The sequence below is a fragment of the Streptomyces typhae genome, from assembly GCF_009755605.1.
Classification (GTDB): Bacteria; Actinomycetota; Actinomycetes; order Streptomycetales; family Streptomycetaceae; genus Streptomyces; species Streptomyces typhae.
Genome location: NZ_WPNZ01000026.1, coordinates 53,319 through 79,816 on the forward strand (window position 1 = coordinate 53,319; position 26,498 = coordinate 79,816).

The following is a 26,498-nucleotide window of genomic DNA, read 5'->3' on the forward strand; positions in this document are numbered from 1 at the left end:
GGGTGCACCACGGGTGCCCCCTTACCCTTGAGGGATGACCAGCAGCAGTGTCCGGACCGGAGCAGTGGACGAAGTGGCCGTTGCGCGAAGCTACGAGATCCGCACCTACGGGTGCCAGATGAACGTCCACGACTCCGAACGGCTCTCCGGCCTCTTGGAGGATGCCGGTTACGTGCGGGCACCCGAGGGCTCGGACGGCGACGCGGACGTCGTCGTCTTCAACACGTGCGCGGTACGGGAGAACGCCGACAACCGCCTCTACGGAAACCTCGGCCGCCTCGCCCCCAGGAAGACACAGCGTCCAGGCATGCAGATCGCCGTGGGCGGCTGCCTGGCCCAGAAGGACCGCGACACCATCGTGAAGAGGGCGCCCTGGGTGGACGTCGTCTTCGGTACGCACAACATCGGCAAGCTGCCGGTCCTCCTGGAGCGCGCCCGCGTGCAGGAGGAGGCGCAGGTCGAGATCGCCGAGTCCCTGGAGGCGTTCCCCTCGACGCTGCCCACCCGCCGTGAGAGCGCGTACGCGGCCTGGGTTTCGATCTCCGTCGGCTGCAACAACACCTGCACGTTCTGTATCGTCCCCGCGCTGCGCGGCAAGGAGAAGGACCGCAGGACGGGCGACATCCTCGCCGAGATCGAGGCCCTCGTCGCCGAGGGCGTCTCGGAGATCACCCTGCTCGGGCAGAACGTGAACGCCTACGGCTCCGACATCGGCGACCGCGAGGCCTTCAGCAAGCTGCTGCGCGCCTGCGGGCGCATCGAGGGGCTGGAGCGCGTGCGCTTCACCTCGCCGCACCCGCGCGACTTCACGGACGACGTGATCGCCGCGATGGCCGAGACGCCGAACGTGATGCCCCAGCTGCACATGCCGCTGCAGTCGGGCTCGGACACCGTCCTGAAGGCGATGCGCCGCTCGTACCGCCAGGAGCGCTACCTGGGGATCATCGAGAAGGTGCGCGCGGCCATCCCGCACGCCGCTATCACCACGGACATCATCGTCGGCTTCCCCGGGGAGACCGAGGAGGACTTCGAGCAGACCCTGCACGTGGTCCGCGAGGCCCGCTTCGCGCAGGCGTTCACGTTCCAGTACTCCAAGCGCCCCGGGACGCCCGCCGCCGAGATGGACGACCAGATCCCCAAGGAGGTCGTGCAGGCACGCTACGAGCGCCTGGTGGCCCTCCAGGAGGAGATCTCCTGGGACGAGAACAAGAAGCAGGTCGGCCGCACCCTGGAGCTGATGGTCGCCGAGGGCGAGGGCCGCAAGGACGGCGCCACGCACCGCCTGTCCGGGCGTGCCGCCGACAACCGCCTGGTGCACTTCACCAAGCCCGACACCGAGGTGCGCCCCGGCGACGTGGTGACGGTCGAGATCACATACGCGGCGCCGCACCACCTGCTCGCCGAGGGTGCCGTCCTCGACGTACGGCGCACCCGCGCGGGCGACGCCTGGGAGAAGCGGAACGCGGCGGAGGCCGCGAAGCCCGCGGGCGTCCTGCTCGGCCTGCCCAAGGTGGGCGTGCCGCAGCCGCTGCCGGTGGCCGCGGGGAGCGGCTGCGGCTGCGACTAGATCCCGCGACTGGACCCGATACGCTGCGGATCATGCTTGTCGCCGCAGCAGTCTGCCCCTGCCCGCCCCTGCTGATCCCCGAGGTCGCCGCGGGCGCGGCACCCGAGATGGACGCCGCGCGGGCCGCGTGCTCCGACGCGATCGCGGTGCTCGCGGCGTCCAGGCCGGACCGCCTCGTCGTCGTGGGCCCGGCGGGGGCGGGCGACGCGGGTACGCACGCCCAGGGGGCGCGCGGTTCGTTCCGGGGTTTCGGTGTGGACCTGGACGTACGTCTGGGGGAGACACTCGCGGATGCCGTCGGCGCCCCCGAGGGGGAAGACGCTCCCGAAGGGGAGAGCGGCCCCGAAGACGGCCCCCGAGACGGCTTCGAAGACGGCCCCGGAGACGGCTCCGAAGGGGAGCCGGACGCGGCGGGTGAGCTCCCGGTGTCCCTGGCCGTCGCGGGGTGGCTCCTGGAGCGCACGAGGTGGGCGGCCGCGCCCCTCGAAGGCGTCGGCGTCGCGGAATCCCTCGCGGCCGAGCGGTGCGTCCAGGTGGGGGAGGAGATCGCCGCGCGTGCGAAGCGGGTGGCGCTGCTCGTGATGGGCGACGCCAGCGCCTGCCGGACACTGAAGGCGCCCGGCTATCTGGACGAGCGGGCGGCCGGTTTCGACGTGGCGGTGGCGCGGGCACTGGCCGCCGCGGACGTCGAGGCGCTCAAGGAACTGGACGTGGACCTCGCGGGGCAGCTCAAGGCGGCCGGACGCGCGCCCTGGCAGGTGCTCGCGGGGGCGGCGGGCGGGGCGGGTCTGGGCGGCCGGCTGCTCTTCGACGACGCGCCGTACGGGGTGGGCTACCTGGTGGCGACCTGGTCGTAGGCCGCCCGGCCGTGCGGGGTGCGGCGGTCGCCGGGGCGGCGTCGGGGCTGCCGGGGCGGCGCGGGGGACACGGCGGACACGGGGGACGCGGGGCGTGCGTACGCGGTCGCGCGCCGCGCGCGAGCCCCTTCGTAGCCCCATAACTCCGTAACTCGTAACCCGTAACCCGTAACCCCGTAACCCCGTACGCAGGCCGCACAGGCCGACGGCCGCGAAGCCGAGTGCGCTTCACGGCCGTCAGCCGGTGGTGCAGGGTGCTCAGGAAGCCGTAGGGGGCGTCGGTGACGACGGCGGCGGAGTGTCGCCGGGGGGAGTGCGACCGCCCCCGTCCTTGCGGTCGCCGTCCTCCTTGCGGCCGTCGTCCGCTCCCGCGAAACGGTCCAGGGCGTCCTTCGCCTTGCCCGCCCCCGTCTGGATCTTGTCGCTGTACTTGCCCTTGGTCCTCCGGTCGACCAGCTGGGCGGCCTTGTCGAGGCCTTGGTCGACCTTGTCCCCGTGCTGTTGCGCGAGTTCCGAGGCCTTGCCCTTGGCCGGAGCGAGCTTGTCCTTCAGACGGTTCAGGAAGCCCATGGGGTCACCTTTCCTGACGGGTGTCTCACTTGCGGGCGCTCTCACCGGCCTCGTTGTCGGCCGCCTCCTGCGCTGACTGCTGCTTGGGGATCTCCACGTTGTCCGCGCCGTCGGCGGCGGTGCTGTCGTCGGCGGCCTCGGTGCCCTCAGAGCCTCCGCCGCTTCCGCCCTTGTCCGCGGCCGCGGCCGTTTCCGTCGACTTGGAGTCGAGGTCGGAGTCGACATCGGCGTCGGTGTCGACCTGGGAGCCGGATCCCCCGACCGAGTCGGACACAGAGGAACCGGAGGAACCGGAGGAACCAGTGGAAGCGGTGGAACGGGTGGAAGCGGAGGGCCTGGAGGGACCGGAGGAGTCGGATCCGGACGCGGAGCCGGTGCCCGCGTCGCTCTCCGTCTTCGCCTCTGCCTCCGCCTCCGCCTTGGCGTCGTCCGCGGCGGCCCCGCCTTCAGCCTCGGAGGGCTCGGAGGGCTTGACGGCCGCCTCCTGCTCGGCCGTCCGGCCGTCGGCGGTCGCCTCGGCGGTCGAGACCTCCTCGGTGCCCTTTGACTTCCGGCGGAACCGTGCAAAAACGCCCATATCTACTCCATATAGTACTCGTGTGGGCGAAATCCCGCGCCGCCCGGTGCGTCCGATTGCGTCGCCCGGGTCACCGGTTCTCGAAACCGGCGGCCGGAACCTCGCAACAGGCAACGACCCCGGAGCCGTGCCGTCACGTAGCTCGTTCGGGCACCTGCCCCGTGGTTTGCGAGACTGGTGCGGTGAAAAGCGCAGCTCCCGCCCCGCGGGTCATCGCCGTCGTCGGGCCGACAGCGGCCGGAAAGTCCGATCTGGGTGTGTACCTCGCCCAGCGCCTCGGCGGCGAGGTCGTCAACGCCGACTCGATGCAGCTGTATCGGGGGATGGACATCGGCACCGCCAAGCTGACGCTCGCCGAGCGCGAGGGCGTCCCGCACCACCTCCTCGACATCTGGGACGTCACCGAGGCGGCGAGCGTGGCCGAGTACCAGAAGCTGGCGCGCGCGGAGATCGACCGGCTGCTCGCGGAGGGCCGCTGGCCCGTCCTGGTGGGCGGCTCGGGCCTGTACGTGCGCGGAGCCGTCGACCACCTGGAGTTCCCCGGCACCGACCCCGCCGTACGCGCCCGCCTGGAGGAGGAGCTCGCCCAGGCCGGACCGGGGGCGCTGCACGCCCGCCTGGCCGCCGCCGACCCGGACGCGGCCCGCGCCATCCTGCCCGGCAACGGACGCAGGATCGTGCGTGCCCTCGAAGTCATCGAGATCACCGGCAAGCCGTTCACCGCCAACCTGCCCGGACACGAGTCCGTGTACGACACCGTGCAGATCGGCGTCGACGTGGGGCGGCCCGAGCTGGACGAGCGCATCGCCACCCGCGTGGACCGCATGTGGGAGGCCGGGCTCGTGGACGAGGTGCGCACGCTGGAGGCGCAGGGGCTGCGTGAGGGGCGCACGGCCGCACGCGCACTCGGCTACCAGCAGGTGCTCGCGGCGCTCGCCGGTGAGTGCACCGAGGACGAGGCGCGCGCCGAGACCGTGCGCGCCACCAAGCGCTTCGCCCGCCGACAGGACTCCTGGTTCCGGCGTGATCCGCGCGTGCACTGGCTGAGCGGTGCCGCGGCCGACCGCGGGGAACTCCATGGGCACGCACTGGCGTTGATCAGACGACCGGTCACAGCCTGATCACGTGATGGCATCGGGACGCTCAGCCGGTCATCGGGGCACCTGACGGCGTGCCATCATCGACCATCGATCGACCAGATGAGTCCGGAGTGGGAGGGCGCGTGGCGATGGAGGCCGGCCCTCGTGACACCGCACATGACGGCGAGCAGCACACCGCACGCCACGGTGGGGCGCTCAGCCCGGACGGCCCGGACAGCCCCGGGACCGTGTCCGGCGGCGTGACCGACGACGGCCCCGCCGACGACGGCCTGACGACGGAGCCGGAGGTCGAGGTCGAACTGCGGCCGCAACGCAGGCTGCGCATCTGGCAGCTCGCGCCGATCGTGATCCTGGCCGCCGTCGGCTCCCTGATGTTCGCCTTCCCGCTGGCCTTCGAGTTCGGCGACGGCGGTGCCGTCGTGGCCATGCTGGGGCTGCTCATCAGCTCCTGCGCCGCGGGCTGGGGCATGATGGCCGCCCGGCGCGTCGGCCACACCTGGCCGGGACTGCCGGAGCGCGGCTCCGGGCGGCGTCCCGACTGGCGGGTCGTCTCCGCGTACACACTGGTCGTGGCGCTCATAGCGGTGCTCGCCGTCTGGCGGGTGGCCCGGCTCCGCTGAGCTCCGCGGACCGCCCCGGCGACTTGTCGTACGCACCCCGTACGATCGAGGAATGAGCACGCGGATCGCCTTCCTCAAGGGGCACGGGACCGAGAACGACTTCGTGATCGTCCCCGACCCCGACAACGCCGTCGAGCTGTCCCCGGCCACCGTCGCCGCCCTGTGCGACCGCCGCGCGGGAATCGGCGCCGACGGCGTCCTGCACGTAGTGCGCTCCGCCGCCCACCCCGACGCCCGGCACCTGGCCGACGAGGCCGAGTGGTTCATGGACTACCGCAACGGCGACGGTTCGATCGCCGAGATGTGCGGCAACGGCGTGCGCGTCTTCGCCCGCTATCTCCAGTACGCGGGCCTCGTGGGCGAGGGCGACCTGCCCGTCGCGACCCGCGGCGGCGTGAAGCACGCGCACATCGCCAAGCCCGCCGCCGAAGGCGCCCCCGAAGGCGACGTCACGGTCTCCATGGGCAGGGCCGCGCTCCCCGAGGGCGACGTGACGGTCTCCGTGGGCACCCGCCAGTGGCCCGCGCGGAACGTGAACATGGGCAATCCGCACGCGGTCGCCTTCGTCGACGACCTGGCCCACGCGGGCGACCTCCTGGACCCGCCGCCCTTCAGCCCGGCGTCGGCCTACCCGGACGGTGTGAACGTGGAGTTCGTCGTCGACCGCGGCCCGCGGCACGTCGCCATGCGCGTGCACGAGCGCGGCGCGGGCGAGACCCGCTCGTGCGGCACGGGCGCGTGCGCGGTGGCCGTCGCGGCGGCCCGCAGGGACGGCCTGGACCCGGCGGGGACCGGCACCCCGGTGACGTACACGGTCGACCTGCCCGGCGGCCGACTGACGATCACGGAGTCACCGGACGGCGAGATCGCGATGACGGGACCCGCGGTGATCGTCGCCGAGGGGGAGATCGACGCGGGATGGCTGGCCGCGGCGGGAGAGTCGGCCTGAGTGCCGGGCTCGGCCGCACGGCGCACACGGGAACGCGGGCCGCGCGCCCGCTCCCACCCGCGCGCCCTGGTCGAAATCACGCTCGCCCCTGTCGAAACGGCGCTCCACAGAACTATCGCTCGAATGGGTGATCCGTTTCACGCTCGGCGAGAGCGGGTCAGTGCCGCGTGATGGGCTCGATAGCATCAAGCACCGGCCCGGACGGAGCACGCAGCCGTCCGTTCACCGCCGGTCGGAGCTGCCGGAGGTGCCCATGAGTGCGGAGGCGACGAACCCAGCGACGCCCGGCCCCACGACGGCCCCGGGCCCGCGAAAGCGCGCCCGTCCCCGCCTGGACCTGCGCAGACTCGGTCGCGCGGCGCTCCTCGGACCGGCCACCCGCGACCGAATCCCGGACGCCATCGGCCATGTGGCCGAAGCCCACCGCGGCCACCACCCGGACGCGGACCTTGAGCCCCTGCGCCGCGCCTACGTCCTCGCGGAGTCCTCGCACCGCGGCCAGATGCGCAAGAGCGGTGAGCCGTACATCACACATCCGCTCGCCGTCACGCTCATCCTCGCCCAACTCGGCGCGGAGACCACGACGTTGACCGCGTCCCTGCTGCACGACACCGTCGAGGACACCGACGTCACCCTGGAGCAGGTGCGCACGGAGTTCGGCGACGACGTGTGCTATCTGGTCGACGGCGTCACCAAGCTGGAGAAGGTGGACTACGGAGCCGCCGCCGAGCCCGAAACGTTTCGCAAGATGCTGGTGGCCACCGGCAACGACGTACGCGTGATGGCGATCAAACTCGCCGACCGGCTGCACAACATGCGCACGCTCGGTGTGATGCGCCCCGAGAAACAGGCCCGCATCGCCAAGGTCACCCGCGACGTCCTCATCCCGCTCGCCGAACGGCTCGGCGTGCAGGCCCTGAAGACCGAGCTGGAGGACCTCGTCTTCGCGATCCTCCACCCGCAGGAGTACGCCGAGGTCAAAGAGCTGATCGCGACCAAGGCGAAGACCGGGTCCGACCCGCTCGCGGACATCTCCGAAGAGGTACGCGGCGTACTGCGCGACGCGGGCATCACCGCCGAAGTCCTCATCCGGCCACGCCACTTCGTCTCCGTCCACCGCGCACACCGCAAACGCGGCGAGCTCCGCCCGGCCGACTTCGGCCGCCTCCTGGTCCTCGTGCACGAGGACGCCGACTGCTACGGAGTCCTCGGCGAGCTCCACACCTGCTTCACGCCGGTCGTCTCGGAGTTCAAGGACTTCATCGCCCTGCCGAAGTTCAACCTCTACCAATCGCTGCACACGGCCGTGGCCCGCGGCGACGGCGAAGTCGCCGAAGTCCTCATCCGCACCCACCAGATGCACCAGGTCGCGGAAGCGGGCGTCGTCGCCCTGCGCAACCCCTACGCCCCGCCCCCCGAGGAGCAGCCGGCCGACGGCGAGCGCGCCGACCCCACCCGTCCCGGCTGGCTCTCCCGCCTCCTGGACTGGCAACAGGCCGCCCCCGACTCCGACACCTTCTGGTCCACGCTCCGCGAGGACCTCGCCCAGGACCGCGAGATCGCCGTCTACCGCCCCGACGGCGGCACACTCGGCCTGCCCGCCGGTGCCAGCTGCGTCGACGCCGCCTACGCGCAGTACGGCGAGGACGCCCACGCCTGCATCGGAGCCCGCGTCAACGGCCGCCTGGCCACGCTCGGCACGGTCCTGCGGGACGGCGACACCGTCCAGCTCCTCATGGCTCAGGACCCGGCGTCCGGGCCCTCGCGGGACTGGCTCGACCACGCCCGCACGCCCGCCGCCCGAATCGCCATCCGCCGCTGGCTGAGCACCCACTCCGCGCCCGCGTCCGGCCTGCCCGCCCCGGCGGCCCCCGACCCCGCTCCAGTGACGGTGCCCGCCGCCGCCCAGCGGCCCCAGGTGTCCGCCGCGCTGCGCCCGGCGACCGCGGACGTCGTCGCCGACCGGGAGGGTGCCACCGTGCGGCTCGCCGGCTGTTGTACGCCCGTGCCGCCCGACGAGATCACCGGCTTCACGGTGCGCGGCGGCGTCGTCACCGTCCACCGCGTCGGCTGTCCCGCGGTGGCGCGCATGACGGAGGTGGGGCGCCCGGAGGTCGGCGTGCGCTGGGGGGACACCACGGAGTGCCGGGTCACGCTGATCGCCGAATCGTTCGGCCGCCCGCACCTCCTCGCCGACCTCACGGAAGCGATCGCCCTGGAGGGCGTCGCCATCATCTCGGCGACCGTCGAACCGCCCTGCCAGCAGCGCGTGCGCCACACGTACACCCTGCAACTCCCCGACGCGGGGGTCCTGCCGGGCCTGATGCGCGCGATGCGCAACGTACCGGGCGTGTACGACGTGACACGGCCCCAGCACCGGGCGGCGGCCGCGCGCTGACCGCCCTCTACGGAGAGGGCCGCCGCTCCCCGCGAAGAGTCCCGCCCCGCTTCAGAGGGCCGCCCGATATGGGGGTGCCGCTCCGCTACGGAGGAGGCCGCCCTCTACGGAGAGGCCCGCTCCCTACGAAGGGTGCCGCCCCGCTACGGAGAGGCCCGCTCCCTGGGGTGCCGCCCCGCCACGGAGACAGTCGGCCCCCCCCACGAAGAGCGCCGACGGCGCGCCGGCCGCACCCTCCCGCAGGCCCGCACCACCCCTTGCCGACTCGTTCGGGTGGGCCCGGCGCGTGCCGTCCCGATGGGGAAGGCACGCGCTGATAGCGGTGTTTCATGCTCCTCACCACCCGCACCAAGGCGCCCCGCCCGAAGACCTCCCGGTCCCGGCCGAAGGCCGTCCGCATCGCGCTCGGCGTGCTCGCCACCGCCACCTCCGCCGCCCTGCTCGCCGCGAGCGCCCCCCAGCCGGCCGCGCCGCTCGGCATCGGCGACCGCCTCTTCCCGCACCTGGGCAACCCCGGGTACGACGTGACGTCGTACGACATCGCCTTCACCTACCGGGGCGACAACAGCAAGCCCCTGGACGCGATCACGAAGATCGACGCCACCGTGACGGCGCCGCTGGAGCGCGTCAACCTCGACTTCACGCACGGCAAGGTCCGGTCCGTCGACGTGAACGGCGCCCGCGCCGACTTCACCACCGCAGGCGAGGACCTGGTCGTCACGCCGCACGCGCCCGTGCAGCCGGGCGAGCGGCTGCGGATCACCGTGCGGCACACCAGCGACCCGGTGTCCCCCAAGGGCGCGGGCGGCTGGGTGCGCACGAGCGACGGCCTCGCCATGGCCAACCAGGCCGACGTCGCGCACCACGTTTTCCCGTGCAACGACCACCCCGCGGACAAGGCGCAGTTCACCTTCCGCGTCACCACGCCCAAGGGACTCACCGCCGTCGCCAACGGCCTGCCCCTGGCCAAGGCACGCCGCGCCGACACGACCACCTGGGCGTACCGCACCCACCACCCCATGGCCACCGAGCTGGCCCAGGTGTCCATCGGCCGCTCCACCGTGCTGCACCGCACCGGTCCCGGCAGGCTGCCCCTGCGCGACGTCGTGCCGACGAAGGACCGCAAGGTCCTGGAGCCCTGGCTCAAGAAGACACCCGGCCAGATCTCCTGGATGGAGGACAAGGTCGGCCGCTACCCGTTCGAGACGTACGGTGTCCTCGTCGCCGACGCCAGGACCGGCTTCGAGCTGGAGACGCAGACGCTGTCGCTCTTCGAGCGGGAGCTGTTCACACGGCCGGAGCTGCCCGAGTGGTACGTCGAAGCGATCATGGTGCACGAGCTGGCACACCAGTGGTTCGGTGACAGCGTCAGTCCGGGCACCTGGTCCGACCTGTGGCTGAACGAGGGGCACGCCACCTGGTACGAGGCCCTGTACGCGGAGGAGAAGGCGCGCCAGCCCATGGAGAAGCGCATGCGCTACGCCTACCGGCTCTCCGACCGCTGGCGTGCGTCCGGCGGGCCGCCTGCCGCGCCCAAGGGCCCCAGGCCCGGCCAGAAGATCAGCATCTTCCGGCCGGTCGTGTACGACGGCAGCGCCCTCGTGCTGTACGCCCTGCGCCAGGAGATCGGACGGCCCGCCTTCCAGGCGGTGGAGCGGGCCTGGGTCCACACCTACCGCGACGGGAACGCGACGACGGCCGACTTCGTCCGCCTCGCGTCCGACATCGCAGGACGCGACCTGACCGGGTTCTTCGACGGCTGGCTGTACGGCAAGAAGACACCGCCGATGCCGGGGCACCCGGACTGGACCACGACGGGACCGGACGCGAAGTCGGCACCCGCGAAGAAGTAGGCACCTGAGTCGGGCACCCGAGTCGGACACCCGAGTCGGACATCCCAGACGGACACCTGAGACGCACACCTCAGACGGACACCTGAGACGGAACAGGCCCACGGGGAACCAGGCACACACGAGGAAAATACTCAGGTGACGAGACGGGCCGTACCGTGCGACCATCGTCAGGTCGACGGCGCGGCCCGTCCGGGAGATCCCCTCGGGGACATCTCAGGGACGGTTCCGGCTGGTCCCGGGAATCTCCGGGGGGTCGTGAGCGTTGTCGGACATGACGGGTGGCGCTGTGGCACAGGCGACGCACATCGCGACGGTGTGCTCGGTGCGACAGGGCGGCAGACGCTCGCTCGCGCACTCCGTGACGGATTCCCATCGACTTCCCATCGACGTAAAGGACCCAATGACCTCCTCTTCTTCCCCTTCCCAGGACGCACAGAGCTTCGCGCAGAACTACCCCGAAGGTCTTCGGGCCGATGCCCTGATGGAAGAGGACGTCGCCTGGAGCCACGAGATCGACGGAGCGCGGGACGGCGATCAGCTCGACCGCTCCGAGCGCGCGGCCCTGCGCCGCGTGGCGGGCCTCTCCACCGAACTCGAGGACGTCACCGAGGTCGAGTACCGACAGCTCCGCCTGGAGCGCGTCGTGCTCGTCGGCGTCTGGACCTCCGGGACGGTCGACGACGCGGAGAACTCCCTCGCCGAGCTGGCCGCACTCGCGGAGACCGCGGGCGCGCACGTCCTCGACGGAGTCATCCAGCGCCGCGACAAGCCGGACCCGGCCACGTACATCGGCTCCGGCAAGGCCCTGGAGCTGCGCGACATCGTGCTCGAGACGGGCGCCGACACCGTCGTGTGCGACGGTGAGCTGAGCCCCGGCCAGCTCATCCACCTCGAGGACGTCGTCAAGGTCAAGGTGGTCGACAGGACCGCCCTGATCCTCGACATCTTCGCCCAGCACGCCAAGTCCCGAGAGGGCAAGGCGCAGGTGGCCCTCGCGCAGATGCAGTACATGCTGCCGAGGCTCCGCGGCTGGGGCCAGTCGCTCTCCCGGCAGATGGGTGGCGGCGGCGGTGGCGGCATGGCCACGCGTGGTCCCGGTGAGACCAAGATCGAGACCGACCGGCGACGGATTCGCGAGAAGATGGCGAAGATGCGCCGGGAGATCGCGGAGATGAAGACCGGCCGCGAGATCAAGCGCCAGGAGCGCAAGCGCAACAAGGTGCCTTCGGTCGCCATCGCCGGATATACGAACGCGGGCAAGTCCTCCCTGCTCAACCGCCTCACCGGCGCGGGTGTGCTGGTGGAGAACGCCCTGTTCGCCACCCTCGACCCGACGGTCCGCAGGGCGGAGACCCCGAGCGGCCGGCTGTACACCCTGGCCGACACGGTCGGCTTCGTCCGGCACCTGCCGCACCACCTCGTGGAGGCGTTCCGTTCCACCATGGAGGAAGTCGGCGAGTCCGACCTCATCCTGCACGTCGTGGACGGCTCGCACCCCGCGCCGGAGGAGCAGTTGGCAGCCGTGCGCGAGGTCATCCGCGACGTGGGCGCCACGGACGTGCCCGAGATCGTGGTGATCAACAAGGCGGACGCGGCCGACCCGCTCGTCGTCCAGCGGCTGCTGCGCACGCAGAAGCACGCGATCGTCGTGTCCGCGCGCACCGGCGCCGGCATCGAGGAACTGCTCGCCCTCATCGACGCGGAGCTGCCGCGCCCCGAGGTCGAGATCGAGGCCCTCGTGCCGTACACCCACGGCAAGCTCGTGTCCCGCGCGCACGCCGACGGCGAAGTGCTCTCCGAGGAGCACACCGCCGAGGGCACGCTGCTCAAGGCCAGGGTGCACGAAGAACTGGCGGCGGAGCTCGCGCCGTTCGTTCCCGCGGCGCACTGACCGCGGGCCGCGTTCACTGACCGCGGGCCGCGTTCACTGACCGCGGGCCCCGCTCACTGACCGCAGGCCCCGCTCACCGCGGCGGCACGGCCTGCTGACGCGGGCACGCGCACATGGTGAAGGCCCCGCCCCCTCGCGAGGGGGCGGGGCCTTCACCATGTGCGTCTGTGCTCGGCCTGTTCAGCGCGCCCGGCCGGTGCGGCCCGGGGTCACTGCGACCCGTACTTCTCGCTCATCATGTCGAAGACCTGCTTCGCCCCGGTGCCCAGCTGCGGGCCGGCCAGCCAGGTGTTCCCGGCCGGGCCGATCGACGTGTTGGACACGAGCCGGGTCTTGTCGCCCACGACCCGGAACCAGCCGCCGCCGGACGAACCACCGGTCATGGTGCAGCCGATGCGGTACATCGTCGGCGTCGCCGGGTCCAGCGAAAGCCGGCCCGGCTTGTCGATGCACTTGTGCATCATCAGGCCGTCGTACGGCGGCGCTGCCGGGTAGCCCCACGCGCCCATGGAGCTCACGCTCTGCGCCGAAGGAGTCGAGAAGTCGACATCCAGCGCGTTGCCCACGGTCTCCTCGAGGGACTTGCTGCCCTCCTGCGGCTTCACGTGCATCACGGCGTAGTCGTACGGAGCGCCCGCACCGCCCGAAGCGGCACCCTGGTCGATCCACTCGCCGGAGGTGGAGACCCAGTCCGCCCACCACTGGCCGTACGGGGCGATCTCCTGCGGCGCCGCGTTGCTCAGCGCCGCCTCGGACTTGCCGAGGTCGTTGTAGGACGGCACGAAGGTGATGTTGCGGTACCAGCCGCCCTGCGCGCCGGCGTGCACGCAGTGGCCCGCCGTCCACACGAGATTGGACCTGCCCGGGTTGCGCGGGTCCTTCACGACCGTGCCGGAGCAGACCATCGAGCCCTTGGGGGAGTCGAAGAAGATCTTGCCGACCGGGGCGGCGTTCTCGTGGTACGGCGTCTTCTCGGGCTTGGCCCGGACCGGCGACGGCTCGGGATCGGTCGCGCCCTGATCGGCGGTCGCGTCCTTCGCCGCGATCGTCTTGTTCGGGTCCTTCGCCTTCTGCATCCGCTCCGGCTTCCAGAGCCCGTCTATGACCGGGTTGACGAAGTCCTTGGCCTCGCGCAGCCAGTCGTCCTTGCTCCAGTCCTTCCAGGCACCGTCCTTCCACTTGTCCGGGTCGATGCCGTGCTTCTTCAGCCGGTCGGCGAGGTCACCGGTGAGGCCGCCACCCGAGTCGGAGCCGGAGTCGGAACCCTTGTCCGCGTCCTGCGCCGAGCCGGAGTCCGCCTTGTCGCTCGCCTTGTCGTCGCTCGGGCCGCAGGCCGTGGCGGTGAGTGCCAGAGCGGCGGCGAGCCCGGTCGCGGCGAGGACGGCACGACGGCCGCTGCGCGCAAAGGGCGCACGAATGGAACGCATGGAGTTGTTACCCCCGTTGAGAACTGGTATTTGCCATGTGCGCGTCAGGCGTGGGCGAGGCGTCCGCCGCTTCGTCCGACGTGAGCACCCACTATGCCTGTGGAATCGGGGACGAACGGCGGCGGGACGGTGAAGGTTTCGCCGCCCCGCCCCGCCGCGGCATGCGTACGCGGCGCGGTATGCGTACGCGGCGCGTGCGCATACCGGGTGCTACCGCCCCGCGAACTTCTTGCTGACCGCGTTGTAGATGCCCTTGGCCTCGGCGCCGAGGCGCGGACCGGCGAGCCAGCCCGCCGTCACCGGGCCGATGGAGGTGTTGGACACCAGCGCGGGCTCCCCGTCCTGGCCCGCGGCGACCCAGCCGCCGCCGGACGATCCGCCGGTCATGGTGCAGCCGATGCGGTACATCGTCGGGTCGGGCTCGCTGATGGAGAGCCGGCCCGGCTTGTCCGCGCACTGGAACTGCTTCTGGCCGTCGAACGGCGGGGCGGCGGGGTAGCCGGTCGCCGTCATGTCCTTGATCTGCGGCACCGCGGGAGCGTTGAACTCCACCGGCATGGCCGCGCCCACGGTCTCCTCCAGGGACTTGCCCTCGCTGCCCTTCTCCGGCGTCACATGGATCACCGCGAAGTCGTACGGGGCACCCTTGCCGCCCGTCGGGCCGCCCTGCTCGATCCACTGGTCGGACGTCTGCGCCCAGTCGCCCCACCAGACGCCGTACGGAGCGACCTCTTCCTTGGGCGCGCCCTGCAGCTCGGCGGTGGGCCTGCCGCTGTCGTTGTACGAGGGGACGAAGGCGATGTTGCGGTACCAGCCGCCCTTGGCGCCCGCGTGCACGCAGTGGCCCGCGGTCCACACCATGTTGGACTTACCCGGGTTCTTCGGGTCCTTCACGACCGTCGCCGAGCAGACCATCGAGCCCTCGGGGCCGTCGAAGAAGAGCTTTCCGGCCTCGGGAACCTGGTCGTGGTACGGCGTCTTCAGGGCCGCGGCCTCGACGGGCTCCGGAGTCGGGTCCGTGACGCCCTGGTCGCCGGAGATGTCGGACTCGTCGACGCCGCGATCCGGGTTCTTGTCCGCGTCACGCATGCGGTCCGGGTCCCACAGGCCCTCGATGACCGGGTTGACGAAGTCCTCCGCCTCGCGCAGCCAGTCGTCCTTGTCCCAGTTCTTCCAGGCGCCGTTCCGCCACTTGTCCAGGTCGATGCCGTGCTCCTTGAGCCGGTCCTGGATGTCGCCCGGAATCTTGAACTTGCCGTCGTCGTCGCCCGGCTGCGAGGCGGAGGAGTCGTCCGTGTTGTCGTCGCCCGGACCGCAGGCCGTCGCGGTCAGGACGAGTGCCGCGCCGAGCGCGACGGCGGCGGCCACGGGGGACGTCCTGCCGCGTGCGCTCCTCCCGCGACGAGAGGTGAAGAGCGGACGTATGGGTCGCATGGTGAGAATCCCCCTGGGCCTCGATATCGTTCCAAATGCCGTACATCGTCGCGTCGTACGCCATATGCCATGCCGTACGACGTCGGCCATCGCGGATCTCCTGGTGCGGAGCGCCCCGATGCCCGTGCTTTCGGGCCCCGGTCGTCCGTCTTCCTGAACGCCCGGGGCCCGCGGTGCGGAACACCTCAGTCCTGATGAACGGCACCCCACACTATGCCGGTGCCGTTGGGGACGGCCCACGGAACAGCAACGGTTCCGTCACGGCAAGGATCTTCCGTACACCCGTGATCCCGCGCGTACGCCGTCGTTGGTACGTACGGGGGACACGCCGCACGCGTTCAGCCCCCGCGTCAACTCGCTCGCGCGCCCGCCCGCATGCGGCCGGGCCGTGCCAAGTCCGCCAAGTCCCAGCGGGAGGACCAACAGCCGTGGCCGTGATCGAGCCTGCTCCCGAGGCGGTGCCCGCGGACTCCGGGGGTGTGGTGAGCGCCACTGTCCCTGCGGTGGCCATTGCGTCTGGGGGCGCCACTGCGCCTGCGGAGGCCATTGCGTCTGGGGGCGCCACCGCGCCTGCGGGCGCCATCGCGTCTGGGGATGCCACCGCGCCTGCGGACGCCATCGCGTCTGGGGACGCCGCTGCTCCCGCGAGCCCCGCCGCTCCCTCCGTCGCGCCGCCGGCGCACGAGGGCATCCTGCGCCGGCAGTCGGCGCGCGAGTCCGCCGCGCGCACCTATGCGCGCGCCCTGCCCATCGTGCCCGTCCGTGCCCGCGGAATGACCATCGAGGGCGCCGACGGCCGCCGCTACCTGGACTGCCTCTCCGGCGCGGGCACCCTGGCCCTCGGCCACAACCACCCCGTCGTGCTCGAAGCCATCCGGGGCGTCCTCGACTCCGGGGCGCCCCTGCACGTCCTCGACCTCGCCACCCCCGTCAAGGACGCCTTCACCACCGAGCTGTTCCGCACGCTCCCGCCCGCCCTCGCCGACCGGGCACGCGTCCAGTTCTGCGGCCCCGCGGGCACCGACGCGGTCGAGGCCGCCCTGAAGCTGGTCCGCACCGCCACCGGACGGGACGGGCTGCTCTCCTTCACCGGCGCCTACCACGGCATGACCGCGGGCGCCCTCGAAGCCTCCGGCGGCGCACGGGACGGACGCGTCACGCGGCTGCCCTACCCGCAGGACTACCGGTGCCCCTTCGGCGTCGGCGGCCCGCGCGGCGCCGAACTCGCCGCCCGCTGGACCGAGAACCTCCTCGACGACACCAAGTCCGGCGTCCCCGCGCCCGCCGCCATGATCCTCGAACCCGTACAGGGCGAGGGCGGCGTCCTGCCCGCCCCGGACGCCTGGCTCCGCCGGATGCGCGAGATCACCGCGGCCCGGGAGATCCCCCTCATCGCCGACGAGGTGCAGACCGGTGTCGGCCGGACCGGCGCCTTCTGGGCCGTCGACCACAGCGGCATCGTCCCCGACGTGCTCGTCCTGTCCAAGGCGATCGGCGGCAGCCTGCCCCTCGCCGTCGTCGTCTACCGCGACGACCTCGACGTCTGGCCCCCCGGCGCCCACGCGGGCACCTTCCGCGGCAACCAGCTCGCCATGGCCGCAGGCGCCGCGACACTCGCACACGTACGGGAGAACCGCCTCGCCGAGCGCGCCGCGGAACTCGGCGCCCGCATGCTCACCGGCCTGCGGTCCCTGGCCGCCCACCACCCCTGTGTCGGTGATGTCCGGGGACGGGGCCTGATGCTCGGAGTCGAACTCGTCGACCCGAATCGCGGTCAAACGGGCTCTTCCAGGGCAGAGTTGGCGGGACAGTTGGGGGGTGAGCACGACGCTTCCGCATACGGTCGCCCGTCCGCCGGGCCGGACCGGCAGTCCGCTGCCGCGTCGACCTCCGCGACGCGGTCGGGCCCGGGGCCGGGCCAGGACGACCCGGCCGCGCACGGCCTACCCGACACCCGCCCGCATCCACCGGCCCCTGAACTGGCTGCCGCCGTACAGCACGAGTGCCTGCGCCGCGGGCTCATCGTCGAGCTCGGCGGACGGCACTCCAGCGTCGTGCGCCTGCTGCCTCCCCTCACCATCACCGATGAACAAGCGGACGCGGTACTCGACCGTCTCGCCGACGCACTCGCCGCGGCAGAGCGTTCCCACCACCGCGACCCCGCAGGTCACCCCACCCGGAACCCCTCTGGCCGCGACACCCGGAACACCTCATGACCACTCCCGTGCACGGTCCCTGACCAAGATCCCCGACCAAGGCGGACAGCAGCCGAGCGGATCTGTACCCGCACCCGCACCTGCATCCGTACCGGCACCTGCATCCGCATCCGCACCTGCATCCGTACCTGTATCCGCATCCGCATCCGTCCTCTGTACGCGTCCTCCCGCCGCGTGCCCTCCCCACACGTTCCGGCCCCAGCTGTTCCCGTCCCGCCGGTCCTCCCGCCGGTCCTTGTCCCGCCGGTCCTTGTCCCGCCGGTCCTTGTCCCGGCGGTCCGCCGGTCCTCGTTCCTCTGTCCTCAGTCGCCGCCCGTCGCCACGGAGCCCGATCACCACCCAAGGAACCCTCTTGAACGCCACCCCCGCATCCGACGGCTGTCCCCCGCCCAACCCATCGGGAGCGCGCGGCACGCAATCCCCGAAGCCCTCACAAGCTCCGCAGCCCTCCCAGGCCCCGGGAACCGCGGAGCCCCGCACGGTCCCACGGCAGAAGAGCCGCAGCCTGGAGGCCGGGGTCCCGCGCCCCAGCACGGCCGACCACCGCGACCTCCTCGACCACCCCGACCCGCACACGGCCGCACAGGCCGCGGCCGTCGAGAACCTGCTGCGCTGCTGGGTACGGGAGAAGGGCATCGCCGCACCGGAGCAGGGCGCCCTGCGCGTCCCCCTCGAAAGCAGCGGCACCGCCCTCCTCGTCCCCGTGGACTACTGGTCCCCGACCGGCTGGCACCGCTTCGGCCTGCCCTACCTGGAGGACGGCCCCAACACCGCACCTCCCGCCGACGCCGTAACCGTCGCCGCCCTCCTCAGCCGGGAAACAGCCCACACGACGGTGCCCCACCCGGCCGAGTCCCGCCTGGCCGAGTCCCACCCGGCCGAGTCCCACGCGATCGAGCCCGACGGGCCAGAGCCCGACGGAACCGATCCCGAGGGGTACGAGCCCGACGGAACCGATCCCGACGAGGTCGAGGCCAACGGGACCGAGGCCGACAGGACTGAAGCCAACGTCGCCGTGCGGGGCGCGTCCCGGACCAGGGCCGCCCCCACCACCCCCACCACCCACGAAGCCACCGACGGCGCCGACCTCGTCGCCCGCGTCGCCGACTCCGTCCGCCGCACCGCCGACTTCATCAGCGACCGCCGCAACCACCCCGCGGACACCCCCGACCGCTTCCTCGCCGCCGAACAGTCCCTGCTCCTCGGCCACCCCCTGCACCCGACCCCGAAGAGCCGCGAAGGCCTCTCCGACAGCGAATCGCGGCTCTACTCACCCGAGCTGCGCGGCGCCTTCCCCCTGCACTGGCTCGCCGTCCACCCCTCGGTGCTCGTCATGGACTCGGCCTGGACCGAACGCGGCCGCACCATCCCGGCCGACCGGCTCACGGCCCGCCTGGCCGGCCCCGACCTGACCCTGCCGGACGGACACGCGGCCCTGCCCGCGCACCCCTGGCAGATCCGGGAACTCCGCCACCGCCCCGAAACCGCCGCCCTCCTGGACGCCGGTCTCCTCAAGGACCTCGGACCCCACGGGGACCCCTGGCACCCCACCTCCTCCGTACGCACCGTCTACCGCTCCGGCACCCCCGCGATGCTGAAGCTGTCGCTCGCCCTGCGCATCACCAACTCCCGCCGTGAGAACCTCCGCAAGGAACTCCACCGCGGCGTCGAGGTCCACCGGCTGCTCCGCAGCGGCCTCGCCGAACAATGGCAAGCCGCCCACCCCGGCTTCGACGTGGTGCGCGACCCGGCCTGGCTCGCCGTCACCGGACCCGACGGCGAAGCAGTCACCGGCTGCGACGTGATGATCCGGCACAACCCGTTCCGCCCCGACGACGACGCCACCTGCGTCGCGGGCCTCGTCTCGCCCAGGCCCGACCCCCACGCCACCGGGCACGACCGGACGCCCACGCGCTCCCGGCTCGCCGCGATCATCACCAGGCTCGCCGGCCGGACCGGCCGCCCCCGCGGAGCCGTCGCCACGGAGTGGTTCCTGCGCTACCTCCAGAGCGTCGTACGCCCCGTACTCTGGCTGGACAGCGAAGCAGGCGTCGCCCTGGAGGCCCACCAGCAGAACACCCTCCTGCTGCTCGACCCCGACGGCTGGCCCACCGGCGGCCGTTACCGCGACAACCAGGGCTACTACTTCCGTGAGTCCCGCCGCGGCGAGCTCGACAAACGGCTCCCCGGCATCGGACAGGTCAGCGACACCTTCGTCTCCGACGCGGTCACCGACGAACGCTTCGCCTACTACCTCGGCATCAACAACGTGCTCGGCCTCGTCGGAGCGCTCGGCGCGGAACGCCTCGCCGACGAACGCATCCTGCTCGCCGCGTTCCGCCGCTTCCTCAGAGACACCGCCTCGGGACCCGACCGGCTCCGCACCCCCCTCCCCGCGCGGCTGCTCGACTCACCCGTGCTGCGATGCAAGGCCAACCTGCTGACCCGGCTCCACGGCCTCGACGAACTCGTCGGCCCCGTCGACACCCAATCCGTCTACGTCACCATCCCCAACCCCCTGCACGCATGACCCCCCATCACACCGCGTCCAGCACCTGCGCCCCCGCTCCCCGCGGCGGCGCACACCCCCTTCTTTGCGCCACTGGCAGCAGCGCCCCCTTCCCCCGCCGATGACCATGACCCCTTCCTGAGGACCAGGCCCACCCCTGCCGCATCCCCACCTCCGAGAGGAGCGACGTCGTGCCTCCCCCCGACGCGAGAACCGACGCGAGCACCGCGAGCACCGACGCCGGAACCGAGCCCGCCACCGCGGCCGCCACGGACGGCGAAGACACCCTGGATCTGCGGTTGCCCGACGAACTCGTCGCGCTCATCACCGACAGCGGTGAACACACCTCGCTCCTCACCCACGGAGCTCCCGCCGTTCCCGGATCTCCCGGAACCACGGAAGCCCTCGAAAACCCCGAGGACCCCCCACCCCTCGGCCGCGCGGCGGCACCCGCACCCGCACCCGCACCCGCAGCCACGGCCGACCCGGTGCGCGGCGCCCTGCTCGACCACATCGCCACCTGGGGCCCGGTCACCACCGGCCCGGGTGTCTTCCAGCTCGTACCCGTCCGCCTCGAACGCGACCTCCGCCTCATCAGCCGGTGGATGAACGACCCCGCCGTGGCGGCTTTCTGGGAACTGGCGGGCCCCGCTTCCGTCACCGAGGCACATCTGCTGCCCCAGCTCGAAGGCGACGGCCGCAGCGTCCCCTGCCTCGGCGTCCTGGACGGCACCCCCATGAGCTACTGGGAGATCTACCGCGCCGACCTGGACCCACTGGCCCGCCACTACCCCGCACGCCCCCACGACACCGGGATCCACCTCCTCGTCGGGCAGGTGTCCGACCGCGGCCGCGGCCTCGGCAGCACCCTGCTGCGGGCGACAGCCGATCTCGTACTCGACCACCGGCCGTCCTGCGCACGGGTCGTGGCGGAGCCCGACCTGCGCAACACTCCCTCCGTCTCCGCCTTCCTCAGCGGCGGTTTCCGCTTCGCCGCCGAGGTGGATCTGCCCGACAAGCGCGCGGCGCTCATGATCCGCGACAGAGCCCTGCGCGCCGTGCTCTGACCCTCGCCCGACACACCTCCAGCACACCGCTCCACCCGATCCGGTTCCCTCCCCGAGGAGTCCCCGTGCCGAATCCTTCCGATCCCGCGACATCGCGCGGCCCCTTCGACCTCTACGACCCGCCCGAGCTGACCGGCGAACGCTGGGAGGCGGCAGGCCGCCGACTTCTCGCCAAGATCGTCGGTGAGTTCGCGTACGAAGAAATCCTGCGGCCGGTACGCGTCGTACGGGGCGCCGCCCCGGGGCAGGAGAGAGCCGCTGCCGTGATCGAGGCACGGAGCGCCGACGCGCAGAAGGGGGAGGGCGCGTACACGGCCGGGGACGAGGGCGCAGGCGCGGTAGAGGAGGAGGAAGAAGCGGTAGAGGAGGAGGAAGAAGAAGCGGTAGAGGAGGAGACGGAGGAAGGGGAGGGAGTCGCCGACGCCGCCGCGCACGAAGGCCTCGTCGCCGCCACCTACACCGTCCTCCTCGACGAGCCCGCAGCGCCGGGAGGCCCCCGCCCCCGCCTCACCTTCCGTGCCCGTCGCGCCTCGTACGGAAGCTGGCGCGTGGAACCGGAGAGCCTGACCCTCACCGACACCGACGGCCACCCACGCCCCTGTACCGACCCGCTGCGCTTCCTCACCGCGGCCCGCCGCACCCTCGAACTCGACGGCGCCACCCTCGGCCACCTCATCCGCGAACTGACGGTGACCCTGAGCGCCGACACCCGGCTCGACCACGGCGCCCTGACCGCGGGACAGCTCGCCGACCTCGGCTACGCGGAACTCGAAGGCCACCAGACCGGCCACCCCTGGCTCGTCCTCAACAAGGGCCGCATCGGCTTCTCCGCGACGGATGCGCGGCAGTGGGCCCCCGAGGCCCGTACCCCCACCGCCATCCCCTGGATCGCCGTGCACACGGCCATCGCCACCTACCGGGGCGTTCCGGGCCTGGCCGCCCCGGACGACCTGTACGCCGGGGAGCTCGACCCCGCCACCAGGGAGACGTACGAGGCCATACTTCGCGCACGCGGTCTCGAACCGCGGGAGTACCTGTACCTGCCGGTGCACCCCTGGCAGTGGGACGACGTCGTGCTGCCCCTCTTCGCACCGTCCGTGGCCGCCGGAATGATCGTTCCGCTGCCCTCGGACGGTGATCTGCGTCTGCCCCAGCAGTCCATCCGGACCTTCTTGAACACCACCCGCCCCGAGCGTCACACGGTCAAGCTGCCGCTCTCGGTCCTCAACACCTTGGTCTGGCGGGGTCTGCCCACCGAGCGCACGCTCGCCGCGGCCGCCGTCACCTCCTGGGTGCGGGCCCTGCGCGACAGCGACCCCTTCCTGCGGGACGAGTGCCGGGTGATCCTCCTCGGAGAGGTCGCGTCCGTGGCCGTCGAGCACCCGGTGTACGACTCGCTGCCGGAAGTTCCCTACCAGTACAAGGAACTGTTGGGCGCGATCTGGCGCGAGCCCCTGACGCGCCACCTCGCGCCGGGGGAGCGCGCCCGCACCCTCGCCGCGCTGCTGCACACCGATCCACAGGGCCGCGCCTTCGTGGCCGAGCTAGTCGACCGCTCCGGCATGACGCCCACCACCTGGCTGACGCACCTGTTCGCCGCGCTGCTCCCGCCCCTCCTGCAGTTCCTGTACCGCTACGGAACGGTCTTCTCCCCGCACGGCGAGAACGCCATCGTCGTCTTCGACGAGAAGGACGTCCCCGTACGCCTCGCGGTCAAGGACTTCGTGGACGACGTCAACGTCAGCGCGGAACCCGTGGCGGAGCACGCCTCCATGCCCGACGACGTGCGGGACATCCTGCTGACCGAGCCCCCGGCCTTCCTGACCCAGTTCATCCACGCCGGGCTCTTCGTCGGTGTCTTCCGCTATCTCGCGCCGCTCTGCGAGGAACAACTGGGAGTCCCCGAAGGGGACTTCTGGGCCCTGGTCCGGGCCGAGATCCTGCGCCATCAGGCGCGCGCCCCGGAGCTGAAGGAACGCTACGAGCTGTTCGACCTGCTCACACCCCGTATCGAGCGCCTGTGCCTGAACCGCAACCGGCTCCACCTCGACGGCTACCGCGACCGCGCCGAGCGCCCGCACGCCGCCGTCCACGGGTCCGTGCCCAACCCGCTGCACCAGCCTTGATCGCCGCGTTGTCAGCGTTGTCAGTGGGGCGTCGTAGGGTGGTCGAGCTATGACGAAGCCCTCCCTCCCCGAGCTCCTGCACGCCGCTGTCGCCGCCGTGGGCGGCACGGAGCGGCCCGGCCAGGTCACGATGGCCGAGACCGTCGCCGAGGCGATCGACGACGGCTCCCACGTCCTTGTCCAGGCCGGCACCGGCACCGGCAAGTCCCTCGGCTATCTGGTGCCCGCCCTGGCGCACGGGGAGCGGGTCGTCGTCGCGACGGCCACCCTCGCCCTGCAGCGTCAGCTGGTGGAACGCGACCTGCCGCGCACGGTGGACGCGCTGCATCCGCTGCTGCGCCGCCGCCCCGAGTTCGCCATGCTCAAGGGCCGGTCGAACTACCTGTGCCTGCACCGCCTCCACGAAGGCATGCCGCAGGACGAGGAGGAGGGCCTCTTCGACCAGTTCGAGGCGGCGGCGCCCACCAGCAAGCTGGGCCGGGACCTGCTGCGCATGCGGGACTGGGCCGACGAGACGGAGACCGGAGACCGCGACAACCTCACCCCTGGCGTCTCCGACCGCGCCTGGGCGCAGGTCTCGGTATCCTCCCGGGAGTGCCTCGGCGCCTCGAAGTGCGCGTACGGCCAGGAGTGCTTCGCCGAGATGGCCCGCGAGCGGGCGAAGCTCTCCGAGGTGGTGGTCACCAACCACGCACTGCTCGCGATCGACGCCATCGAAGGAGCCCCGGTCCTGCCCCAGCACGAGGTGCTCATCGTGGACGAGGCCCATGAGCTGGTCTCCCGCGTCACCGGAGTGGCCACCGGCGAGCTCACGCCAGGACAGGTCAACCGCGCGGTGCGCCGAGCGGCGAAGCTCGTCAACGAAAAGGCCGCGGATCAGCTCCAAACCGCCGCAGAGGGCTTCGAGCGGCTCATGGAGCTGGCACTGCCAGGACGCCTCGAAGAGGTGCCGGAGGACCTCGGCTATGCCCTGATGGCCCTGCGGGACGCCTCCCGCACGGTCATCTCGGCCCTCGGCTCCACCCGTGACAAGTCCGTCCAGGACGAGGACGCGGTCCGCAAGCAGGCCCTGGCCGCCGTGGAGTCGATCCACGACGTGTCGGAGCGCATCACGAACGGCTCCGAGTACGACGTCGTGTGGTACGAGCGCCACGACCGCTTCGGCGCCTCCCTGAGAGTGGCGCCCATGTCCGTGTCGGGCCTGCTCCGCGAGAAGCTCTTCACGGACCGCTCGGTGATCCTCACGTCGGCCACGCTCAAGCTCGGCGGGGACTTCAACGGCGTCGGCGCCTCGCTGGGACTCGCCCCTGAGGGCACCCGCTCCGAGGACGCCCCCGTCTGGAAGGGCGTCGACGTCGGCTCGCCCTTCGACTATCGCAAACAGGGCATTCTGTACGTGGCGCAGCACCTGGCCCGGCCGGGGCGTGACGGCACGCGCGACGACATGCTGGATGAGCTCACGGAGCTGATCCAGGCGGCCGGCGGGCGGACGCTCGGCCTGTTCTCCTCGATGCGGGCCGCGCAGTCCGCGGCCGAGGAGCTGCGGGGGAGGCTCGACATGCCGATCCTGCTGCAGGGCGAGGAGACGCTGGGCGAGCTGATCAAGGCGTTCGCGGCGGACACCCAGACCTGTCTCTTCGGCACGCTGTCGCTGTGGCAGGGCGTCGACGTACCGGGAACGAGCTGTCAGCTGGTCGTCATGGACAAGATCCCCTTCCCGCGCCCCGACGATCCGCTGATGAGCGCCCGGCAGAAGGCCGTGGACGACGCGGGCGGGAACGGTTTCATGGCGGTCGCGGCGACGCACGCGGCACTGCTGATGGCCCAGGGAGCCGGCCGGCTCGTCCGGGCGTCGGGGGACCGCGGTGTGGTGGCGATCCTGGACCCGCGCCTGGCCACGGCCCGCTACGGAAGCTATCTGCGGGCTTCCCTGCCGGACTTCTGGTACACGACGGACCGTAATCAGGTGCGTCGTTCCCTGGCGGCGATCGACGCGACGGCGAAGGTGACGGACGCGAAGGCGGCGCATGCGAAGGGCGCGAATGCCGAGGGCGTGGACGCGCGAGGCGCGGGCGCGAAGGGCGCGGCTGTGGAGGATGCCGCTGTGGAGGACGCTGAGGCCTAGTCCGGGCTCACGGCGCGCGGCCGGTGCCGTTCGGAGCGGCTCGGAGAAGAATCAGAGCGGCTCGGAAAGGATTCAGAGCGGCCCGGAGAGGATTCAGAGCGGCTCAGAGAAGAGTCGGAGCGGCTCGGAGGAGATTCGCAGGGGCTCGGAGAAGAGTCGAGCCCCGGAACCGGCGCAGTAGGTCCCGGGGCCCGGTCAGGGGCGGAGGCTCACACGCGGCGCAGGACCGCGACGACCTTGCCGAGGATGGTTGCCTCGTCGCCGGGGATCGGCTGGTACGCGGAGTTGTGCGGGAGCAGCCACACGTGCCCGTCCTCGCGCTTGAAGCGCTTGACGGTGGCCTCGCCGTCGAGCATGGCGGCGACGATGTCGCCGTTCTCGGCGACGGGCTGACGGCGGACCGTGACCCAGTCGCCGTCGCAGATGGCCGCCTCGATCATGGAGTCGCCGACGACCTTCAGGACGAAGAGCTCGCCGTCACCGACGAGCTGGCGGGGGAGGGGGAACACATCCTCGACGGACTCCTCGGCGAGGATCGGGCCACCGGCCGCGATGCGGCCGACCAGCGGCACATACGAGGCGGCGGGCTTGCCCGTGGTGTCGGCGGCCTGGGTGCTCGGCTGGTCGGAGCCGCGCACCTCGTACGCCCGGGGGCGGTGCGGGTCGCGGCGCAGGAAGCCCTTGCGTTCGAGGGCCATGAGCTGGTGGGCCACCGACGAGGTGCTGGAGAGGCCGACCGCCTGCCCGATCTCCCGCATCGACGGCGGGTAACCACGCCGCTGCACCGAGTCCCTGATGACTTCGATCACCCGGCGCTGGCGGTCGGTGAGCCCGGAGCTGTCCGCGCGGATCCCTGGAGGTCGGCCCGGCAGGGAGCGAGCGGGCTTGGGCCCCTCCTGGTTCGTGGCTGCGTCATTCATGGCATGCACCGGCTCGAATCGGCTCTGGGAGCGGTCCTGGGCACTGATGGTGGCGCTGTCTGCGGTGGTGGTCACGTCGGTCGGCCCCTCTCGAGATGTTCTCCCTAGTTAGCCAACGGTAGTTGCTTTCGAAAGGTTGCGCCAAACACACGTTCGAGTGAAAAATCGCAGATTACCTGACGTGATCACGTGTCGAGGTGTATGGCTATCGCGCGAACCGAAAGAGAATTCGGTTCATTACGGTACGCTTCACCGCCGGGGTCCTGGCTCCGCCGGGTGGCACCCGCGCGAG

At 71.8% G+C, this 26,498-nt stretch carries 18 protein-coding genes; 13 read left to right on the top strand and 5 right to left on the bottom strand.

The annotated features are described in order from the left end of the window. Positions 1 to 34 precede the first annotated feature (34 nt). Both miaB and GPA10_RS34395 read left to right on the top strand, forming a co-directional pair. Positions 35 to 1,567, top strand: coding sequence for a tRNA (N6-isopentenyl adenosine(37)-C2)-methylthiotransferase MiaB (miaB, locus tag GPA10_RS34390; RefSeq protein ID WP_058852629.1), 1,533 nt, complete (start codon positions 35 to 37; stop codon positions 1,565 to 1,567). A gap of 32 nt (positions 1,568 to 1,599) precedes the next feature. After that, positions 1,600 to 2,424: a class III extradiol dioxygenase subunit B-like domain-containing protein gene (locus GPA10_RS34395; RefSeq protein WP_157168877.1), complete on the top strand. Its 825-nt coding sequence runs from the start codon at positions 1,600 to 1,602 to the stop codon at positions 2,422 to 2,424. Between the two features lie 258 nt (positions 2,425 to 2,682). Here the strand turns inward: GPA10_RS34395 and GPA10_RS34400 are convergent, their stop codons facing one another. Then, a complete protein-coding gene (locus GPA10_RS34400; protein ID WP_157168878.1) occupies positions 2,683 to 2,994 on the bottom strand; it encodes an antitoxin in 312 nt (103 codons plus the stop codon). Positions 2,995 to 3,019: 25 nt separating this feature from the next. Beyond that, entirely contained in the window at positions 3,020 to 3,571 is a 552-nt protein-coding gene (locus tag GPA10_RS34405; protein WP_157168879.1) for a hypothetical protein, read from the bottom strand. Positions 3,572 to 3,753: 182 nt separating this feature from the next. Here GPA10_RS34405 and miaA point away from each other — a divergent pair, with 182 nt between their 5' ends. From miaA to hflX, 6 genes are all read left to right on the top strand, one after another. Next, the gene (gene miaA / locus GPA10_RS34410; protein WP_058852625.1) at positions 3,754 to 4,692 is read left to right on the top strand and encodes a tRNA (adenosine(37)-N6)-dimethylallyltransferase MiaA; all 939 of its coding nucleotides are present in this window, start codon (positions 3,754 to 3,756) and stop codon (positions 4,690 to 4,692) included. Positions 4,693 to 4,799: 107 nt separating this feature from the next. Next, a complete protein-coding gene (locus GPA10_RS34415; protein ID WP_157168923.1) occupies positions 4,800 to 5,291 on the top strand; it encodes a hypothetical protein in 492 nt (163 codons plus the stop codon). 52 nt (positions 5,292 to 5,343) lie between these two features. Continuing rightward, complete coding sequence (dapF, locus tag GPA10_RS34420; protein WP_157168881.1) at positions 5,344 to 6,240, top strand: diaminopimelate epimerase; 897 nt, start codon at positions 5,344 to 5,346, stop codon at positions 6,238 to 6,240. Positions 6,241 to 6,493: 253 nt separating this feature from the next. Beyond that, a complete protein-coding gene (locus tag GPA10_RS34425) occupies positions 6,494 to 8,638 on the top strand; it encodes a RelA/SpoT family protein (RefSeq protein WP_157168882.1) in 2,145 nt (714 codons plus the stop codon). 329 nt (positions 8,639 to 8,967) lie between these two features. After that, positions 8,968 to 10,491, top strand: coding sequence for a M1 family metallopeptidase (locus GPA10_RS34430; protein WP_058852621.1), 1,524 nt, complete (start codon positions 8,968 to 8,970; stop codon positions 10,489 to 10,491). Positions 10,492 to 10,891: 400 nt separating this feature from the next. Then, positions 10,892 to 12,382 carry a GTPase HflX gene (hflX, locus tag GPA10_RS34435; protein ID WP_058852620.1) on the top strand — a complete coding sequence of 497 codons (1,491 nt, stop codon included), beginning with the start codon at positions 10,892 to 10,894 and terminating at the stop codon, positions 12,380 to 12,382. 209 nt (positions 12,383 to 12,591) lie between these two features. On the opposite strand, the gene GPA10_RS34440 is transcribed toward hflX, so the two are convergent. After that, the gene (locus GPA10_RS34440) at positions 12,592 to 13,809 is read right to left on the bottom strand and encodes a trypsin-like serine peptidase (RefSeq protein WP_157168883.1); all 1,218 of its coding nucleotides are present in this window, start codon (positions 13,807 to 13,809) and stop codon (positions 12,592 to 12,594) included. A gap of 210 nt (positions 13,810 to 14,019) precedes the next feature. Then, positions 14,020 to 15,243: a trypsin-like serine peptidase gene (locus GPA10_RS34445; protein ID WP_157168884.1), complete on the bottom strand. Its 1,224-nt coding sequence runs from the start codon at positions 15,241 to 15,243 to the stop codon at positions 14,020 to 14,022. A gap of 617 nt (positions 15,244 to 15,860) precedes the next feature. On the opposite strand from GPA10_RS34445, the gene GPA10_RS34450 reads away from it, so the two are divergent. The 5 genes from GPA10_RS34450 (at position 15,861) to GPA10_RS34470 (ending at position 25,286) form a co-directional block, all read left to right on the top strand. Next, a complete protein-coding gene (locus GPA10_RS34450; protein WP_425505869.1) occupies positions 15,861 to 17,459 on the top strand; it encodes a diaminobutyrate--2-oxoglutarate transaminase family protein in 1,599 nt (532 codons plus the stop codon). Positions 17,460 to 17,811: 352 nt separating this feature from the next. Next, positions 17,812 to 19,989, top strand: a complete 2,178-nt coding sequence (locus GPA10_RS34455) for an IucA/IucC family protein (RefSeq protein ID WP_157168885.1) — start codon at positions 17,812 to 17,814, stop codon at positions 19,987 to 19,989. A 170-nt stretch (positions 19,990 to 20,159) separates the two neighbouring features. Further along, positions 20,160 to 21,035 carry a GNAT family N-acetyltransferase gene (locus GPA10_RS34460; RefSeq protein WP_425505866.1) on the top strand — a complete coding sequence of 292 codons (876 nt, stop codon included), beginning with the start codon at positions 20,160 to 20,162 and terminating at the stop codon, positions 21,033 to 21,035. Between the two features lie 65 nt (positions 21,036 to 21,100). Beyond that, a complete protein-coding gene (locus tag GPA10_RS34465) occupies positions 21,101 to 23,161 on the top strand; it encodes an IucA/IucC family protein (protein WP_343041642.1) in 2,061 nt (686 codons plus the stop codon). 49 nt (positions 23,162 to 23,210) lie between these two features. Further along, positions 23,211 to 25,286 carry an ATP-dependent DNA helicase gene (locus GPA10_RS34470; protein ID WP_246260299.1) on the top strand — a complete coding sequence of 692 codons (2,076 nt, stop codon included), beginning with the start codon at positions 23,211 to 23,213 and terminating at the stop codon, positions 25,284 to 25,286. Between the two features lie 209 nt (positions 25,287 to 25,495). On the opposite strand, the gene lexA is transcribed toward GPA10_RS34470, so the two are convergent. Next, positions 25,496 to 26,281 (bottom strand): transcriptional repressor LexA, encoded by a 786-nt coding sequence (gene lexA, locus GPA10_RS34475; RefSeq protein WP_030563109.1) that lies wholly within the window; start codon positions 26,279 to 26,281, stop codon positions 25,496 to 25,498. Positions 26,282 to 26,498 lie beyond the last annotated feature (217 nt).

Excerpts from the sequence above, each read along its gene's own strand:
- GPA10_RS34400 (WP_157168878.1), bottom strand. The coding sequence starts at position 2,994 with ATGGGCTTCCTGAACCGTCTGAAGGACAAGCTCGCTCCGGCCAAGGGC.
- GPA10_RS34395 (WP_157168877.1), top strand. The coding sequence starts at position 1,600 with ATGCTTGTCGCCGCAGCAGTCTGCCCCTGCCCGCCCCTGCTGATCCCC.
- miaB (WP_058852629.1), top strand. The coding sequence starts at position 35 with ATGACCAGCAGCAGTGTCCGGACCGGAGCAGTGGACGAAGTGGCCGTT.
- GPA10_RS34440 (WP_157168883.1), bottom strand. The coding sequence starts at position 13,809 with ATGCGTTCCATTCGTGCGCCCTTTGCGCGCAGCGGCCGTCGTGCCGTC.
- GPA10_RS34470 (WP_246260299.1), top strand. The coding sequence starts at position 23,211 with ATGACGAAGCCCTCCCTCCCCGAGCTCCTGCACGCCGCTGTCGCCGCC.
- dapF (WP_157168881.1), top strand. The coding sequence starts at position 5,344 with ATGAGCACGCGGATCGCCTTCCTCAAGGGGCACGGGACCGAGAACGAC.
- GPA10_RS34415 (WP_157168923.1), top strand. The coding sequence starts at position 4,800 with ATGGAGGCCGGCCCTCGTGACACCGCACATGACGGCGAGCAGCACACC.
- GPA10_RS34445 (WP_157168884.1), bottom strand. The coding sequence starts at position 15,243 with ATGCGACCCATACGTCCGCTCTTCACCTCTCGTCGCGGGAGGAGCGCA.
- GPA10_RS34430 (WP_058852621.1), top strand. The coding sequence starts at position 8,968 with ATGCTCCTCACCACCCGCACCAAGGCGCCCCGCCCGAAGACCTCCCGG.
- GPA10_RS34425 (WP_157168882.1), top strand. The coding sequence starts at position 6,494 with ATGAGTGCGGAGGCGACGAACCCAGCGACGCCCGGCCCCACGACGGCC.
- hflX (WP_058852620.1), top strand. The coding sequence starts at position 10,892 with ATGACCTCCTCTTCTTCCCCTTCCCAGGACGCACAGAGCTTCGCGCAG.
- GPA10_RS34405 (WP_157168879.1), bottom strand. The coding sequence starts at position 3,571 with ATGGGCGTTTTTGCACGGTTCCGCCGGAAGTCAAAGGGCACCGAGGAG.